Below are 16904 nucleotides of genomic sequence, written 5' to 3'. Positions count from 1 at the left end.
GATGAGGCGCGTATTGGTCAGCAAAATACCACCACCAAACTTTGGGCTGAAAAAGGTACCCGTCCGCTCGCAGTGAGGCAACAGCAATTCGAGTATGTCCATCTTTTTGGTGCGGTTTGTCCGAGAAACGGAGCAACTGAGGCCTTCATTTCACCTTGCATCAATAAAGAGGTAATGCGACAACACTTGGGACAAATTTCCTTGGCGACATCAAGCGGGCGCTATGCTGTCGTGATTATGGATGGCGCGAGTTGGCATGCTAATGATATTGCAGATGATTTTGAGAATCTATCTATCGTAAAGCTACCGCCTTATTCTCCGGAATTAAACCCAATTGAGCAAGTGTGGAGTTGGTTGAGGCAGCATAAGTTAGCTAATCGTTGCTTTGAAGGTTACGAGTCAATAGTTGATGCCTGTAGTGAAGCGTGGAATGCATTCATTGAAGATAAAGAGCGTGTGAAAAAAATGTGCCATCGACAATGGGCAACAATGATCACTTAGTTATGCGGAATGGTATAACCATCTACCCAGGGCATAAAGTGGGATTAGTTGGCGCGAATGGTACCGGTAAGTCATCTTTGCTCGCGCTAATACTCGGTCATTTACACCTTGATAAAGGCGACTTTAGTTTGCCTGCAGGCTGGCAAATTGCCACCGTCGCGCAAGAAACACCAGCGCTTGATGTCTCTGCACTCGAATACGTACTAGATGGCGATGCTGAGTTTCGTCAACTTGAAGCTGAACTCAATCAAGCTCAACATGATAATGATGGCAATGCTATCGCGCTCATTCACGGAAAAATTGACGCCATTGGTGGTTATGCCATTCGCGCACGCGCTGGAGCATTGCTTGCCGGTTTAGGCTTTGGCGAAGCAGAACAAAGCAACCCAGTTAAAAGCTTTTCGGGTGGCTGGCGTATGCGCCTTAACCTTGCCCAAGCACTTTTATGTCGCTCCGATCTATTGTTGCTCGATGAACCAACCAACCACTTAGACCTAGATACCATGTACTGGTTAGAAGGCTGGATTAAATCTTATCAAGGCACGTTAATTCTTATCAGTCACGACCGTGATTTTATAGATGGTATTGTTGATGAGATTGTTCATGTTGAAAACCATAAGCTCAATTTTTACAAAGGCAATTACAGTGCCTTTGAACGTGTAAGAGCAGAGCGCATGGCGCAGCAACAAGTCGCCTATGAACGCCAACAAAAAGAACGCTCACATATGCAATCGTTTGTTGATCGTTTCCGTTATAAAGCCAGTAAAGCCAAACAGGCCCAAAGCCGTTTAAAAGCACTTGAACGCATGGCAGAGTTATTACCATCACAGGTTGATAACCCTTTCCAAATGGCATTTAGAGAGCCAGAAGCTCTGCCAAATCCACTTGTGGTCATGGAAAACGTCTCTATCGGCTACAATGACAAAACCATTTTACAACAAGTACAGCTTAATCTAGTACCCGGTGCCCGTATTGGTTTGTTAGGGCGAAATGGTGCCGGTAAATCAACTTTAATTAAACTATTATCTGGCCAACTGCATGCAAAAACGGGTAAGTACCAACCCAATCCAGGGCTTAATATTGGTTATTTTGCTCAGCATCAAATTGAGTTTTTAAGTTTAGATGACTCCCCCTTACAGCACTTAGTTCGCCTGGCGCCTGCCAGTACGCGCGAGCAAGAGTTACGTAACTTTTTAGGTGGTTTTGGCTTTAATGGCGACATGGCACTTGCCCCTGTTAGACCATTTTCTGGCGGTGAAAAAGCCCGTCTAGTATTGGCATTGTTGGTGTGGCAACGCCCTAACCTGCTGTTACTCGATGAACCCACCAACCACTTAGATTTAGAGATGCGTCATGCATTAACCATGGCGCTGCAAAGCTTTGAAGGTGCCATGGTAATTGTATCCCATGACCGTCACCTGTTACGCCTAAGTTGCAGCGATTACTACTTGGTTGATCAAGGTGTTGTAAAGCCTTTTGATGGTGATTTAGATGATTATCATCAATGGTTACTCGACGCCGCAAAAGCTGCACAAGCCAATAATAAGAGCGAGGCCCAAGCAAGTGCTGGCGATCAAATTGACAAAAAGCAACAAAAGCGCATTGAAGCAGAGCTAAGACAAAAAACCTCACCACTTAAAAAGCAACAAGCCAAGTTAGAAACTCAACAACAAAAGATCTCACAACGCTTAGCAGAGTTAGAAACAGAACTGGCCGATGGCAGCTTATACGAGGCTGAAAACAAAGCAAAAATGACTCAAGTGCTTAATGAGAGAACCCGTTTGACCCAGGATATGGACGAAAGTGAAATGAACTGGTTAGAGCTACAAGAACAAATTGAAGCAATTGAACAAGCTGTTCAATAATACCCACTTTGACTTTGGCGTTTAACCATAAACGCCCAAGGAAACCCAATGCCTACCACACTCAATCGCCCGATGTTCGACCGCACATTGTGGCATCAATGCGAACTCGCTTACAGCCAAAAGCCAAGCGCTTATATCCAGCTGCAAGATAGTTATCAGGTTAATGTAAACATATTACTTTTAGCACAATATCTTGATAAACATGCTTTTATGTTGTCTGTAGAACAATGGCAAAGCATGCTAAGTGTTATCGAAAAATGGGAAGACTCAGTACTAGTGCCTTATCGTAAATTACGCCGTATCGCCAAAAAGCATTTGCCAGAAGATGACTATCAAAAAATGCTTGAAGTCGAATTGATAATGGAGCGAAAGTCACAACAGTTACTATTACAAAAGCTGCATTTAATAAACGGACAACCTCTCACGACAAGCGCAGGAATAAGCAGCAATGTTAATACCTACTTGAGCATTTATGGATTAGATGACAGCGCCATCTAATCCTACCCCTGAATTAAAATTTCGGCATTGTTTATTTTGCTGTCAGCTTTTTCGCTAAGGCTGTCGCATTACGAGCCACAATGCCATAAATAGACAATTGTGGGTTAGCACCAAGGCTCGTCGGAAACACTGAACCATCCATCACCGACAGGTTTTCTAAGTAATGTGAATTGCCAAAGCTATCCACCATGGCTTGGGTTTTATCTTCACCCATGGCACAACCGCCCATCACATGCGCAGACGCAACAATGGTTTTAATTAATCCTAAATCAAGCTGGTTAATACCTTGCTTAGCATCATTCCAAGAATCGAAGAAACTCAGTCCGTCATGCATTGGCAGCACTTTTTTGGCGCCTGCTGCAAATTGTAATTCAGCCATCGATAAAAATGCACGGCGCGCTGCTTGCCAAAAACCGTCAGTTAACGGGTAATCCAGTACGAAACTGTCATCGGTTAAGCGTACTTGTCCACCTGGGCTTTGCTCATTAAAACCGTCGCGGACCAAGGCAATAGTGACTTGCATTTGATTAAAATTGGCCATTAACTGTGCATGACTCACACCATAACCTATGGTCTTTGAAGCGATCAGCACGGGGTGAACAGGGGCAACTTCAAGTTTATATCCCAAATCACCAACAGCGCCATCGCGCCAAACAAACTCATCAGAATAAATCGATTGCGGTGCACCGCTATGGCCATTAATTTGTTCTGCAAATAAACCACCAGACAACAAAGACGGATGCAAAAAGGTTTTACCGAGTTGTTTATGGGGATCTGGAGTATTAGAACGCATCAAAATGCTTGGGGTATGGATAGCACCAGCACTTAAAATATAATGCTTTGCACTAAATGTAATCTGTAAATCTGTTGGTTTAAATCCTTCACTCATGGCTTGTGCGGTAAGGCCAACAACCTTGTCACCTTTATAATCAAGCTTAACCACTTTTGCCCGCGATATTAAGGTCGCGCCATGTTCAAGCGCCCCAGGTATGGTAGTCACCAACATAGATTGCTTAGCATTAACTGGGCAGCCCATTCCGCAATAACCGGTATTCCAACACCCTTTAACATTACGTTTAATGACGGTGTATTCCCAGCCGAGTTTTTCACACCCCTGTCGCAGTGCAGCGTTATTTCGGTTTGCTTCATATTGCCATTGCTCAATATTGAGCCTCTGCTCCATTTTTTCAAACCATGGCTGTAACTCAATTGCAGACAACCCCTTAACAGATTTAGCCTGCTGCCAAAAATCCAAGGTCGGTTCGGGGGTACGAATAGAGGTTGTCCAGTTGATGGTAGTTGACCCACCCACTGTTCGCCCCTGAAATATACTGACACCTTTATCCGCTGTTTTTAATGCTGCGGCCTGTTGGTATAAATTAGGGTATGCATGACGCTCCTCCATGTCAAAATCAGTGGAAGATTTTAATGCGCCGCCCTCAATCATTATCACTTTCAGGCCAGCTTGCGATAAAATTTCAGCGGCAGTACCGCCACCAGCTCCCGTCCCCACAATAACCACATCGGCCTCAAAATGACGGTTCTTTTGCAATGTGCTGGCATCAATATGATGCCAGCCTGAACGTAACCCAGTAATAATAGGATCAATAATAGCCAAGAGAATACTCCTTCACACTGAGTTAATTTTAAGGGCTAACCAAAAAAGTTGGCTTAGCATAACGCAAGTTTCCCCAATGTTCAGGACAAGCATAATAACTGGCCATAATAAGCTCACGCAGCCCTGTGTAGGCTACTTTTAGCATATCGAGAAAGTTGAAGCGCCAAAACTCTAGCATATCGATTAATTGCTGAGGTTCACGCCCTAATAACGGCGTCATACTGCCACTAAGCAACAACAAACCCAAACGGCCTTCAAGCAAATCTAAGAGCTCCATTAGCTCATCTTGTTGGGCTTGCGGTAAATGGTTAATTGATTGCGTAATAGCATCTAAAGTGCGATTAATGGCTATTTCTCTGTGGCTCGGCACCTCAGGTAAACTGCCATCGAGGAAAATAGGGATGAACACACTAAAAAGCACACGATGATGAACATCATCAGGCGTGGTTGTTAATGTTGGCGAATACAGATTAACGCCAAGTGCTAGTGCAGCTGTTCCTGCAAAAGCACCTGTGAGAAAGGTACGTCGCTTCATTTACTTCCCCTTAGGGTTATTGTTGTCAGTAATTTTTATGTGCTAAAGTGGCATGAGCAACATTTAAACACACGTTTAAATATTCACAAACTATTGCAGAAATATGCCTTCTATGAACAAGATGTTTTCTCCACCATGGTGGGCAGCAAGTCCCCACATTCAAACGATTCTACCGTTTATTTTTAAAGTAGCCAAACCAGCAACGTTTAGGCAAAGACAAGAATTACCCGACGGCGATTTTATTGATTTAGATTGGTTAGGCCAAGCACAAAACGGTGAACCTATATTAGTCATTCTACACGGGCTTGAAGGCAACACAGAATCACACTATGCACGCAGAATACTGCTTGAGGCTAAAAAAGCTAAAATAGCAGCTGTTGTACATCATCATAGAGGATGCTCAGGAGAACCTAACCGCTTAGCACGAAGCTATCATAGCGGCGACGTTGACGACCTAGCATATACCTTATTGCAATTGAAACAATACTACCCAGACTCTGCGCTCTATGCTGTGGGGTACAGTTTAGGTGGAAATGTGCTGGCCAAGTATCAGGGCAGCCTGCAGCAAAATAATTTACTCGAACGGGCTGTAGTGGTGTCGGCGCCGCTAACTTTAGGCGCCTGCGCCAAACGCTTAGAAAGTGGATTTTCAACGGTTTATCAGCGTTTTTTAATTAAACGTTTACAGCGAAAAATGCTCGATAAAATCAATACGGCAAATCTCACAGAGCAAATGCCCATCACCAAAAAACAGCTTAAAATGCTCAATACATTTTACTTGTTTGATGACAAAGTCACGGCACCGTTACACGGCTTTACAAGCGCTCACGACTATTATGAAAAATCGAGCGGGATAGCCTATTTACAATATATCACTAAACCGACATTAGTTATCCATGCGCAAGATGATCCCTTTATGACTGACGATGTGATCCCAAGCAAAGATCAATTATCGCCCATGGTTGAATATGAACTCCATCGATTTGGTGGACATGTTGGCTTTGTTGAGGGCGGCTGGCCCTGGAAACCCCAATTCTATTTAGAAAAGCGAATAATCACCTTTTTATTGGCCAGCATCAATAAGCCGTTCACCCTCAAAGACACGCATAAGGAGTAACCATGCTGGTACCATACGATGCATTATTGTCATTACCGCAAGAAACGCTACAAGCAATGATAAAAGAGTATTTACTTTCGCAACTTGAAGATGGCAGCTTTAGTGACGTAGATGAGCAGCAACTGATAAATGCCACTGAACGCTGTAAGATTGCATTAAAAAAAGGCGATTTAGTAGTAGAGTATAGCGAAGAAGATGAGTCGATAGCGATCCGTCAACGAGAGCATGTTGCTGCGAGATTTAATGATTAAGCTGCATGATTACGCAATAATTTGTTATAAATATTAACATTATCACCCGTGAATAATTGACCCAAAGGTGATGATTACCGTATAACTAATGGCTCGATTTTCTTTGGTGAATCACAAACGTAGGCAAATATCATGTCAGCAAAACACCCTATTATTGCTGTAACCGGTTCATCTGGTGCTGGCACAACGACCACAACGACTGCCTTTACGCACATATTCAGGCAGCTTGGTATTAACGCAGCATTTGTTGAAGGCGACAGTTTTCATCATTTCACCCGCGCAGAAATGGAAGTATTAATCCGTAAGTCGCAGGCTGAAAATCGTAACATTAGCTATTTTGGTCCAGAAGCCAACAACTTTAAAAAACTCGAAGAGTGCTTCATTAGTTACGGTGAGACAGGTAATGGCCAAACCCGCAGTTATTTGCATACCTTCGATGAGGCAGTGCCTTTCAACCAAATGCCAGGCACTTTTACTCAATGGCGAGATCTCCCAGAAAACACTGACATGCTTTATTACGAAGGCTTACATGGTGGTGTGGTCACTGACGACGCAGACGTAGCAAAACACGTTGACCTACTCATTGGGATGGTACCTATTGTCAACCTAGAATGGATTCAAAAAATCATTCGCGACACCACCGAGCGTGGACACAGCCGAGAAAAAGTCATGGGCTCTATTGTGCGCAGTATGGATGATTACATTAATCACATGACGCCGCAGTTTTCACGAACCCATATCAACTTTCAACGAGTCCCAACTGTTGATACCTCAAACCCATTTAGTGCTAAAGACATTCCAAGCCTTGACGAAAGCTTTGTGGTTATTCGTTTTCGAGGCATTAATAACGTCGACTTTCCTTATTATCTTAATATGATCCAAGGCTCGTTTATGTCTCGCGTTAATACTCTTGTGGTGCCGGGTGGGAAAATGTCGTTAGCCATGGAACTTATCTTAACGCCGTTAATAAAGGACTTATTAGATAAGCGAATAGAATTGCAAAACATCAATGATATCAAGCCTAGTTAAGCTTAATTTAAGTCAATAACACTACAATTGTTTTATCGTGATTTCAGACGAAATAACGGCAGTTGATGTGCTTGAGCGCTAATTCCCCCTATTTTCTGTTAGCGTATCAAGCACATCAGCGAAAACTCACTCAAACCTCTTCATCGCACTCTTGTCTGTTAAACCATTTTGGCTTTACTACATCAATGGAATAATTTCTCGATATGCTTGGTTATTTTGGTACTGCTTTAATCGCATAATAAACTCATCACTGTGCGCCAGATCTGGGTTGTGTTTTAATGCTTGAATGGCTTTCTTTTGTGCATCAATGGCTGAGGTAAAGTCACCTATTTCAGCATAACCAGCAGCCAGATTGTCTAATACGGTTGGGTCATTTTGATTTTGCTCTAAAAGCTTTAGAGACATAGACACTGCCCTCGAACCATCGCGATACTCTGCCTCTGGACACGTTGCCAAAATCCACGCAACATTACCAAGCGACACATTATCACCAGCTGCATTAAATTGGCTCATCGCTTTACCGCAGTTACGAATGACCCCATCACCACCAGCAGAATAAATAAAACCTAAGCGAAAATTAGCCCATTTATCTCCCTGGTCAGCCATAACCAAATACCATTTTTCGGCTAGGGCTAAATCGCGGGCAAATAATTTACCTTCAAAGGCCAAATCGGCAATAGTTTGCTGCGCTTTAATATGATTTTGCGCCGCGGCTTGATTAACCCAATCCAATCCTAACTGGGTATTTTGACTGACAAATCGTCCAGATAAATGCATTAAACCTAATAAAAACTGCGCGTCTACATCACCTTGTTTCGCTTTTATTTGAATGTGCACCAGCTTACTGGCAGCCAAAGACTCCACTGTGGGGGGTACATAAAATGAATAAGCAGGTAAACTTAACACACTCACTGCCAACAGGCATGCAGCCCTTACTATTTGACTCAATCTGTTCACGCACACCTCTACAACAATCAGTGTTATTAATCACGGGTATTTAATAACAGTATCTAACTCGTCTATCCAATTCAATAGACACCCGCGTCAGCCAATAATTCAATCGGTTAAGCGACAAAAATAAACACAATATGCTTAGGCAAACAAAATAAAAGCTGACCTTGATCACAAACAAAATAAATTTAATCTAAAATTTAACAGGTTAATATACACTACTGACACTTCTAAATACGATCTCTATCAAAGTTTTTACGATTCGAATCGCGTAGAATGCTTAATTAGACATTACTTACTTTCATTTTTAATCAATCGAGGAATATCGTATGGCTCTGATTGGTAAGCCAAAACCTGACCCAACATTAGAATGGTTTCTTTCACATTGTCACATTCATAAGTACCCAGCGAAAAGCACGTTGATCCATGCTGGTGAAGACTCTGACACGCTTTATTACATCGTAAAAGGTTCTGTTGCTGTATTGATCAAAGATGAAGAAGGTAAAGAAATGATCCTCTCTTATCTAAATCAAGGTGATTTTATCGGTGAACTGGGTTTATTCGAAGAACAAGCTGAACGTACAGCTTGGGTTCGTGCTAAACAAGCATGTGAAATTGCCGAAATCTCTTACAAAAAGTTCAAACAGCTTATTCAAGTTAACCCAGAAATCTTAATGAAGCTTTCTGCCCAAATGGCATACCGCCTACAAAGCACAAGCCAAAAAGTGGGCGACTTAGCCTTCTTAGACGTTGCTGGCCGTATTGCACAAACATTATTACATTTAGCAAAACAACCTGATGCAATGACTCATCCTGACGGTATGCAGATTAAAATCACCCGTCAAGAGATTGGTCAAATCGTGGGCTGTTCACGCGAAACCGTTGGCCGTATTTTAAAAATGCTTGAAGAGCAAAACCTGATTCAAGCACACGGTAAAACTATCGTGGTTTACGGTACACGCTAGGGTCTGCTGGTCTTTGCTGGTTGAATTTTGTTCGAGTTAAAAACGTTTTAATCGAGACGAATGGATTGATGCCTAGCAATCTAAGCAACTCTTTATTTCAAAGAATCATTTAACAAAGAGTAAAACGTTTTTAGCCGAACCCTTTGGGCAGCGTTTGTTGGCCATTTTTACTGCGTTATCGACTTTTTATGTAGAGTAACTACACCTCAAAGTCTCTGCCTTGTAGAAATGGCCAACAATTCGCTGCAAAAATAACCTTGAAAGTTCAACAGACCCTAGGACATTTATAAACGCTATTTAAGCGGCAATAATGTCTACTTCAGCTTGATTTAAGCCAAGATATTTAAAGTGGTGTTCATACTCTGAACGCCACTTTTTTTATTTGGGAGCGAACATGAATAGCTTGTTCATCGCCACTATCAGCTTAATGGCCTTATCCATTGACCAACAAGATATTCCTGTTAATGAATTCCCACTTGATCATGATAAAGTCAAAAAATTAGTGACTTCTGGTAATATACGCCCATTAGATGATTATTTGACTTGGGTGTCGCAGTATTGTGATGGTCAGCTTGTTGATGCTCAGCTTTATCAATATCAAGATAAATGGCGCTACGATTTACAATTTAAACTCGCACAAGGGCATGTTATTAACCTGCAGTTAGATGCAGTCAACGGCATGAAAAATCCATTACAGCAATTACCGAGCGAATGTACTAAACATGAAACTGCTACTCGTTGAAGATAACCCATTATTGGTCGCTGAGCTTGAAAAACAACTTAAGCAAGCTGGATATATCACAGATGTTACTGATAAAGCGGTAGAAGCCGATTATCTTATGAGTGAAACCGATTACGATTGCGTAATACTGGACATAGGTTTACCCGACGGAAATGGACTCTCACTTGTGACCAAGTGGCGTGAGCGCGGAGTGAATACGCCCGTTATCATGCTCACAGCACGTAGTCAGTGGCACGAAAAAGTTGAAGGTTTTAACGCAGGGGCTGACGACTACCTTGGCAAACCCTTTCATGCGCAAGAGCTTTTAGCCCGTATTCAGGCGTTAATCCATCGCGCTCATGGCAGAGCAAACTCATCGTCCAAACAGCTGTGTTATGGCGGTATTACGCTAGATGAAAACGAGCAAAAGGTGACGGTTGGTGAGCAAGAATATGAGTTAACTTCAATGGAGTTTAGGCTGCTGAAGATTTTCTTAATGTCGCCCAAAAAATTACTGTCTAAGTCTCAACTTACCGATAAGCTTTACCAATTTGACGATGAAAAAGAAAGCAATGTGGTAGAGGTATATGTTACCCATTTGCGTAAAAAACTCGGTAAAACCACTATTGAAACCCGCCGCGGCCAAGGGTATATCTTTCACGGTCTAGCCCAATGATGTCAATTCGCTTTAAGCTCAGTCTGTGGCTTAGTGGTTTGATTATTATCGCAACTCTGATTGGGTTATTTTTGTTTGAATCCATGTTAAGAGATGCTTTTCATGACTCGATTATTAATCGTTTAGAAGAAGATTTAGAACACATTATCATTGCAACCCGTCTTGATGATGGCGAATTAGTTATCGATCAAAATCAGTTATCCAGCTTTTATCGCCCAGCCTATTCTGGGCGTTATTTTCAGCTAAATCTGCCAAATAAGACCATTCGATCACGGTCATTATGGGATGCTGAATTACACATCGTTAATTTAGAATCACAACAAAAGCGTGTATGGCAAGCCAAAGGCCCCAAAAATAATGATATGCAACTGCTATCAATTGGCATTGGTGCGCCCAATAGCAATAACACTGCAACCTTAACGGTTGCACAAGACCTCAGTATTGGCCGCAGAGTATTTAGCGAAGTCTTTGGCACCAAACTGGCAATTAATATTGGTATGTTATTAGCCATGATAGCCGGTATTTTCATCATTTTGCGTCAATCATTTAAACCGGTAAATCAAATTCAGGGAGCGCTAGCAAAACTTCGCGAGGGAGATATAGCTTCATTAGAAATTGCCCAAATACCAGCAGAAATCCGCCCGCTAGCAGAAACCTACAACCAGCTATTAGATTATACCGCTAAGCAAATTGAGCGAAGCCGAAATAACCTAGGTAACTTAAGCCATGGGTTAAAAACACCACTGGCGGTGATGCAGCAACAGGTCGAGACCTTAGGGTTATCTCACCCAGAGGCAGCATTAGCAATGCAACAACAGTTAGATTTAGTACATAAAATGATAGAACGAAAACTTGCAGCCGCAAGAATTACCGGTGATATGCTACCAGCGGCACAATTAACCGTTCCAAAAGATTTTGACAGCTTAATTAACACCTTACACAAGGTGCACCATAATAGACAAATCCATTGTACAGTAACTAACCCCGATCAAATCAGCAGGATCCCCATTCATCGTGAAGATGGTATGGAGCTATTTGGTAACTTGCTAGACAATGCATTTAAATGGGCTAACGCTCAGGTGAGAGTGTGTATTGAACAAACGCCAAATGGCGAAATATTGCTGCAAATAAAAGATGATGGAAGTGGTGTTGAACAAGACAAATTAGCCTTGTTGACAGCCAGAGGGACACGCCTAGATGAAGCCACCATGGGCCATGGGCTGGGGTTATCGATCGTAAAAGAAATCTGCGATCAATATGGGTTTACTTTACAATTTAGGCGAAGTGACTCTCTTAAAGGTTTAAGTGTCAGTGTACTTATGAGCCAATAAAACAACAATAAAAAAGGCCTAATTGATCACCCAATTAAGCCTTTATATGCATTCAAGACTTTACATCATTGCGTTAGTGCTTTCAAAAATCTTATCTGCCGAGGCAGCAACAAACCCAGTGTATAGCTTGCCGTTTTCCATTGGATAACGTCGAGCAAACTCGTAAAAACAACTCGGGATTTCAGCATCGCCATCAGTAAAATTAACGACCACTTTATCAGCCATGGTAGATGATTGCTCTAGCAACACCTCTGGCGTACCTTTAATTTCGCCGCCTGAAGTATTTAATACAAAACCGGCATCTTTAAGTGCCTGGTTAACATCTTCAATGCGCTCAAACTGCGGTAAATCATTGATCGAAACCGTAAAGTGGTTGGCACGGTACCCTAAAGCTGCAACCCATGCTGCATATTCGCTTTCAGCTAACAGTGATTTATAGGTTGCTTTATCTAATTCCCAGTGACGGCCAGAATAGATAAAGTTATCTGCAGTTGTGGCCGCGACATCCACTTGCTCAATCAAGCCCTGGATAGTTTTTTGCAGCTCTGGGCTAAACTCTTCTACCAATAGCTCAGAAATAAACACCTTAGGTTGTGTAGGATCAGGATGTTCAAAATGCTTAGCCACCAGCTTTTTTTGTTCAAACTTATAATCACCGCAATCTACATAGCCAATAGATGTGAAATGTTTTGCTAATACGCTTAAATTTACCTTTGCGATATTAAACGTGCGCAGTGCAATATGATCATTAATGATCGCCGCACCATGGCCAAGCAATTGATGGATCTTTGCCGCAGAGGGTGTCATCTTAATATAGTCTTGCCATAGCTCAGCAAACAAAGTATTTACGTCAGTATGCATGGTTAAATCCTTATAATAAGGCTGGTAATATCGCTTAGACATTACCAGCTTGGTTCATGCGATTGATTTATCGACTAAATTGATAAACCCGGGCTTAAAGTGGCTGGTAAACTGACGTTGTCAGCTTCCATTGACGCAACAGGATAAGCACAATAATCCGCGGCATAAAAAGCACTTGCACGGTGATTACCCGATGCCCCAACACCACCAAACGGTGCTGCACCAGAAGCTCCCGTGATTTGCTTATTCCAATTCACAATACCCGCACGAATACGCGCTAAGAAATAATCATAATCTTCACGACTGTCAGCAAGTAAGCCAGCAGACAAGCCATATCGAGTTGCATTAGCTAAATGAATAGCTTGGTCAAAATCGCGGTATCGAACCAACTGTAAGAGCGGGCCAAAATATTCTTCGTCTGGTAACTCAGCAATGTTCGTCACATCGATTAAACCTGGTGTAACCATACCCTTACCAGTTTCAACTTGTGTCAACTCAACTAACGACACGCCCCCAAGAGATTGCAATGTAGCTTGTGCTGCAACCATACCTCGAGCAGCGGTTTCTGAGATCATTGAGCCCATAAACGGCTGTGGTTGCGCATTCCAGGGGCCCACCTTAATTTGCTTAATAGCATTAACAAGCTCAGCAATTAATGCATCACCTTGGGCGCCTTCTTCAACATATAAACGACGAGCGCAAGTACAACGCTGACCAGATGAGATATACGCAGATTGAATAATGTCATGCACTGCGGCTTTAGTGTCAGTGACACCCTTGACGATAAGTGGGTTATTCCCACCCATTTCTAGGGCTAATATTTTCCCCGGATGGCCTGCATATTGCTGATGTAAAATGTGACCAGTACGCGAACTACCGGTAAAGAATAACCCGTCAATTTGCGGGTGAGAAGCCAGTGCTTTACCGGTTTCAACTTCACCTTGCACTAGGTTAACCACCCCTTTTGGCAAACCGGCTTTGTCCCAACACTTTAACATCAACTCTGCAACTTTAGGTGTGAGCTCAGAAGGCTTAAATACAACCGTGTTACCAGCAAGCAATGCCGGTACAATATGGCCATTTGGTAAATGACCAGGGAAATTATAAGGCCCAAATACCGCCACAACACCATGTGGCTTATGACGCAATACCGCGCGTCCCGCTGGTAAGTCGCTAGTTTCTGTCCCCGTACGTTTGTCGTGCGCTTTGGCAGATAACGCAATTTTGCCAATCATAGCACCCACTTCAGTGGCCGTTTCCCATTGTGGCTTACCGGTTTCTTGTGCAATTGTTTCAGCGATTTCGTCTTTATTTGCTTCTAGTTGTGAACGATACGCTTCTACAATAGCTAGGCGGGCGTCATAGCCCAGCATAAACCAATCAAATTGCGCTGCACGAGCAGCATCAACCGCAGCATTAACTTGATTTGGTGTAGCGGTTTTACCCTGCCAAATCACCTCTGCATTTGCTGGGTTGCTTGAGTTAACATCATGACCTTCACCAGCTAACCACTGGCCATTAATATATTGTGTCATTTCTTACTCCTACATTGCTAAAACACGGATCTGCTCGCCATCGCTAACCAGTAAACCAGCTGCAATTTCAGGGCTAAGCACAACATTATCGTGTTCGTCAGAGACCAACAGTTTTGCCGCTGATGCACGATAATCAGCAAGCGATGTGTTGGAAATAATAAATTGGTCATCTGTGTGAGGCATTTTGCCCACAGACACAGTTAATAAGCGGCTCTTCTTAACTGAGCGGATTTCACTCAAGGCACACTCTACCGTTGGACCACCATCAAAAATATCGACATAATTGCGGAACTTAAAGCCTTCGGCTTGTAATAAACGCAGTGCCGGCTTAGTATTTTTATGAACTTCACCAATCACTTTCTGCGCTTTTTTAGGCAGCATACAAACATACACAGGGTTGCGAGGCATCATTTCAGCCATAAAGGCTTTTTTGCCTAGGCCGGATAAATAATCTGCTTCGACAAAATCAATGCCTAAGAAATGATTTTGTAACCATTCATAAAATGGTGAGTCGCCTTTTTCATCACTCACGCCTCGCATTTCTGCGATAACTGTTTCACCGAAACGCTTAGGGTGTTGAGCTAATAATAAAAAACGCGAACGAGATAACATGCGACCATTATTGCCTTTGCGGTATGCATCTTTTAAAAACAAGGTACAAACTTCAGCAGCGCCGGTATAGTCATGACAGAGTGTGAGCGTTTCAACTTCATTACGCACAGCGATTTGCGACGAGTGATAAACCTCGGTACCTAAACGGTAATGATAAAAAGCATCTTGCATGCCGACGGCAGCTTCAACACCACAAGTACCCACAACTTGGCCAGTTTTGGTATCTTCAAGCACCATTAAGTAGCCTTCATCAAAAGGCTTATCAATTTGCTTAGTAAAAGATGCTTCTGCCCTAGCTATCTTTGCACGCAATAACTCTTCGTTAACGGGTAAAGATGTGAAACCGTGACCAGACTCAACTGCGATACTATAAAGTGCATCGTAATCACTAGCACGGATAGGACGTATGATTAACATCTTAATCTCCTCATTGCGCCACTAGGTTTGCACGCTGGAGAGCTCCCCCTCCAACGCTAACCAATGTGACGAACCCAAACAACACGAGTACCTGCAAGGCAGGTACTCGTGTTGTTCATTAACCTGCGACTACTTTTGCTACAGCACGTTCAAAACGTGCTAAGCCTTCTGTAATATCAGCTTCAGGGATCACCAATGACGGAGCAAAACGCACCACATTTGCACCTGCGATTAAGCTCATTAAGCCTTCAGAGACTGACGCAACTAAAAAGTCACGGCTACGGCCTTCGTATTTTTCGTTTAATACCGCACCAAGCAACAAGCCTTTACCGCGCACTTCACTAAAGACGTTGTACTTAGCATTAATGGCCGCTAAGCCATCGCGGAATAACTGCTCACGGTGTTTAACACCATCTAATACTTCTTTGGTGTTCACAACATCCATGACCGCGTTACCAACAGCACACGCTAATGGGTTACCACCGTAAGTAGAACCATGAGTACCCACTTTTAAGTGAGCAGCAATTTTGGCTGTTGTTAACATTGCCGCAATGGGAAAGCCGCCGCCTAAAGCTTTAGCACTGGTTAAAATATCAGGCACGATGTCAGTACCCATGTAAGCAAATAGCTCACCAGTTCGGCCAACACCGGTTTGTACTTCATCAAAAATAACCAATGCATCGTGTTTGTCTGCTAAACGACGCACGGCCTTTAAAAACTCTGGATCACCATTAATAATGCCACCTTCGCCTTGGAGTGGCTCAAGCATAATGGCACAGGTTTTATCTGAAATAACGGCTTCTAATGCTGCAATATCATTAAATGGTACGTGGGTTATGCTTTGTGGTTTAGGCCCAAAGCCGTCAGAGTAAGCAGCTTGACCGCCAACGGTTACGGTAAAAAATGTGCGGCCATGGAATGCTTTGTCGAAAGCGATAATTTGATCTTTATCAGCACCGTGATTATCTAATGCATAACGACGGGCTAATTTAAGTGCAGCTTCGTTTGCTTCTGCGCCAGAGTTGGCAAAATAAACACGTTCAGCAAATGTAGCGTTAACTAATTTAGTGGCTAATTCGAGCGCTGGCTCGTTGGTCATTACGTTTGATAAATGCCATAGTTTTTCACCCTGCTCTTTTAAAGCTGACACTAACGCTGGATGACAGTGACCCAAACAATTAACTGCAATACCGCCAGCGAAATCGATAAACTCTTTGCCTTCTTGATCCCATACTCGGCTGCCCGCTCCACGAACAGGGATCACGGCTGCAGGCGCATAATTAGGCACCATCACTTCATCAAATTGGGCACGGGTTAGATTCATTTCTAGACTCATTGCATTTTATCCTTCAGGTTAATTGCGACTTAAAAGCCGCTGTTTCCGCGGTTTGCTTTATATTCTGTAAGTGCATTGGCGGAAG

17 protein-coding genes are annotated in these 16904 nt (G+C 42.9%); 10 read left to right on the top strand and 7 right to left on the bottom strand.

Annotated elements, in window-relative coordinates:
* The 3 genes from IEW93_RS02265 to IEW93_RS02255 form a co-directional block, all read left to right on the top strand.
* Positions 1–501 (top strand): IS630 family transposase (locus IEW93_RS02265; protein ID WP_188736507.1); only part of this gene is annotated, 501 nt, incomplete at its 5' end.
* Between the two features lie 2 nt (positions 502–503).
* Complete coding sequence (locus tag IEW93_RS02260) at positions 504–2366, top strand: ABC transporter ATP-binding protein (RefSeq protein ID WP_229706555.1); 1863 nt, start codon at positions 504–506, stop codon at positions 2364–2366.
* 48 nt (positions 2367–2414) lie between these two features.
* Positions 2415–2864: a TIGR02444 family protein gene (locus tag IEW93_RS02255; protein WP_188736505.1), complete on the top strand. Its 450-nt coding sequence runs from the start codon at positions 2415–2417 to the stop codon at positions 2862–2864.
* A 31-nt stretch (positions 2865–2895) separates the two neighbouring features.
* On the opposite strand, the gene IEW93_RS02250 is transcribed toward IEW93_RS02255, so the two are convergent.
* Both IEW93_RS02250 and IEW93_RS02245 read right to left on the bottom strand, forming a co-directional pair.
* Complete coding sequence (locus tag IEW93_RS02250; protein WP_188736503.1) at positions 2896–4482, bottom strand: GMC family oxidoreductase; 1587 nt, start codon at positions 4480–4482, stop codon at positions 2896–2898.
* 28 nt (positions 4483–4510) lie between these two features.
* Positions 4511–5017: a TAT leader-containing periplasmic protein gene (locus tag IEW93_RS02245; protein ID WP_188736501.1), complete on the bottom strand. Its 507-nt coding sequence runs from the start codon at positions 5015–5017 to the stop codon at positions 4511–4513.
* 112 nt (positions 5018–5129) lie between these two features.
* Here IEW93_RS02245 and IEW93_RS02240 point away from each other — a divergent pair, with 112 nt between their 5' ends.
* The 3 genes from IEW93_RS02240 to IEW93_RS02230 all read left to right on the top strand — a co-directional run bounded on the left by IEW93_RS02240 (position 5130) and on the right by IEW93_RS02230 (position 7414).
* Positions 5130–6134 carry a hydrolase gene (locus IEW93_RS02240; RefSeq protein ID WP_188736499.1) on the top strand — a complete coding sequence of 335 codons (1005 nt, stop codon included), beginning with the start codon at positions 5130–5132 and terminating at the stop codon, positions 6132–6134.
* A gap of 2 nt (positions 6135–6136) precedes the next feature.
* Complete coding sequence (locus IEW93_RS02235; RefSeq protein WP_188736497.1) at positions 6137–6385, top strand: YheU family protein; 249 nt, start codon at positions 6137–6139, stop codon at positions 6383–6385.
* 132 nt (positions 6386–6517) lie between these two features.
* The gene (locus tag IEW93_RS02230; protein WP_188736495.1) at positions 6518–7414 is read left to right on the top strand and encodes a phosphoribulokinase; all 897 of its coding nucleotides are present in this window, start codon (positions 6518–6520) and stop codon (positions 7412–7414) included.
* Positions 7415–7591: 177 nt separating this feature from the next.
* On the opposite strand, the gene IEW93_RS02225 is transcribed toward IEW93_RS02230, so the two are convergent.
* Positions 7592–8371: a tetratricopeptide repeat protein gene (locus tag IEW93_RS02225; RefSeq protein WP_188736493.1), complete on the bottom strand. Its 780-nt coding sequence runs from the start codon at positions 8369–8371 to the stop codon at positions 7592–7594.
* A gap of 323 nt (positions 8372–8694) precedes the next feature.
* Between IEW93_RS02225 and crp the strand changes: the two genes are divergently transcribed.
* From crp to IEW93_RS02205, 4 genes are all read left to right on the top strand, one after another.
* The gene (gene crp, locus IEW93_RS02220) at positions 8695–9330 is read left to right on the top strand and encodes a cAMP-activated global transcriptional regulator CRP (protein WP_130598440.1); all 636 of its coding nucleotides are present in this window, start codon (positions 8695–8697) and stop codon (positions 9328–9330) included.
* Positions 9331–9724: 394 nt separating this feature from the next.
* Positions 9725–10072, top strand: a complete 348-nt coding sequence (locus IEW93_RS02215) for a PepSY domain-containing protein (RefSeq protein ID WP_188736491.1) — start codon at positions 9725–9727, stop codon at positions 10070–10072.
* A complete protein-coding gene (locus IEW93_RS02210) occupies positions 10053–10727 on the top strand; it encodes a response regulator transcription factor (RefSeq protein ID WP_188736488.1) in 675 nt (224 codons plus the stop codon). Before IEW93_RS02215 ends, IEW93_RS02210 begins: the two co-directional genes overlap by 20 nt.
* Positions 10724–12058: an ATP-binding protein gene (locus IEW93_RS02205; RefSeq protein ID WP_188736486.1), complete on the top strand. Its 1335-nt coding sequence runs from the start codon at positions 10724–10726 to the stop codon at positions 12056–12058. Before IEW93_RS02210 ends, IEW93_RS02205 begins: the two co-directional genes overlap by 4 nt.
* Before the next feature lie 60 nt (positions 12059–12118).
* On the opposite strand, the gene IEW93_RS02200 is transcribed toward IEW93_RS02205, so the two are convergent.
* From IEW93_RS02200 to IEW93_RS02185, 4 genes are all read right to left on the bottom strand, one after another.
* Entirely contained in the window at positions 12119–12919 is an 801-nt protein-coding gene (locus IEW93_RS02200) for a DUF1338 domain-containing protein (protein WP_188736484.1), read from the bottom strand.
* A gap of 74 nt (positions 12920–12993) precedes the next feature.
* Positions 12994–14454, bottom strand: coding sequence for a succinylglutamate-semialdehyde dehydrogenase (gene astD / locus IEW93_RS02195; RefSeq protein WP_188736482.1), 1461 nt, complete (start codon positions 14452–14454; stop codon positions 12994–12996).
* Between the two features lie 9 nt (positions 14455–14463).
* A complete protein-coding gene (gene astA, locus IEW93_RS02190) occupies positions 14464–15483 on the bottom strand; it encodes an arginine N-succinyltransferase (RefSeq protein WP_188736481.1) in 1020 nt (339 codons plus the stop codon).
* 118 nt (positions 15484–15601) lie between these two features.
* On the bottom strand, positions 15602–16819 hold the full coding sequence (locus IEW93_RS02185; protein ID WP_188736479.1) for an aspartate aminotransferase family protein: 1218 nt from the start codon (positions 16817–16819) through the stop codon (positions 15602–15604).
* Between the last annotated feature and the right edge of the window lie 85 nt (positions 16820–16904).

Origin of the sequence: Shewanella inventionis (genome assembly GCF_014641855.1) — a bacterium.
Lineage (GTDB): Bacteria > Pseudomonadota > Gammaproteobacteria > Enterobacterales > Shewanellaceae > Shewanella > Shewanella inventionis.
The sequence above is the reverse complement of the archived record's forward strand: the minus strand, read 5'-3'. Positions and strand labels throughout refer to the sequence as shown.

Coding starts and splice junctions, on each gene's coding strand:
- IEW93_RS02260 (WP_229706555.1), top strand. CDS start 504: ATGCGGAATGGTATAACCATCTACCCAGGGCATAAAGTGGGATTAGTT.
- IEW93_RS02255 (WP_188736505.1), top strand. CDS start 2,415: ATGCCTACCACACTCAATCGCCCGATGTTCGACCGCACATTGTGGCAT.
- IEW93_RS02245 (WP_188736501.1), bottom strand. CDS start 5,017: ATGAAGCGACGTACCTTTCTCACAGGTGCTTTTGCAGGAACAGCTGCA.
- IEW93_RS02240 (WP_188736499.1), top strand. CDS start 5,130: ATGAACAAGATGTTTTCTCCACCATGGTGGGCAGCAAGTCCCCACATT.
- IEW93_RS02235 (WP_188736497.1), top strand. CDS start 6,137: ATGCTGGTACCATACGATGCATTATTGTCATTACCGCAAGAAACGCTA.
- IEW93_RS02230 (WP_188736495.1), top strand. CDS start 6,518: ATGTCAGCAAAACACCCTATTATTGCTGTAACCGGTTCATCTGGTGCT.
- crp (WP_130598440.1), top strand. CDS start 8,695: ATGGCTCTGATTGGTAAGCCAAAACCTGACCCAACATTAGAATGGTTT.
- IEW93_RS02215 (WP_188736491.1), top strand. CDS start 9,725: ATGAATAGCTTGTTCATCGCCACTATCAGCTTAATGGCCTTATCCATT.
- IEW93_RS02210 (WP_188736488.1), top strand. CDS start 10,053: ATGAAACTGCTACTCGTTGAAGATAACCCATTATTGGTCGCTGAGCTT.
- IEW93_RS02205 (WP_188736486.1), top strand. CDS start 10,724: ATGATGTCAATTCGCTTTAAGCTCAGTCTGTGGCTTAGTGGTTTGATT.
- IEW93_RS02200 (WP_188736484.1), bottom strand. CDS start 12,919: ATGCATACTGACGTAAATACTTTGTTTGCTGAGCTATGGCAAGACTAT.
- astD (WP_188736482.1), bottom strand. CDS start 14,454: ATGACACAATATATTAATGGCCAGTGGTTAGCTGGTGAAGGTCATGAT.
- astA (WP_188736481.1), bottom strand. CDS start 15,483: ATGTTAATCATACGTCCTATCCGTGCTAGTGATTACGATGCACTTTAT.
- IEW93_RS02185 (WP_188736479.1), bottom strand. CDS start 16,819: ATGAGTCTAGAAATGAATCTAACCCGTGCCCAATTTGATGAAGTGATG.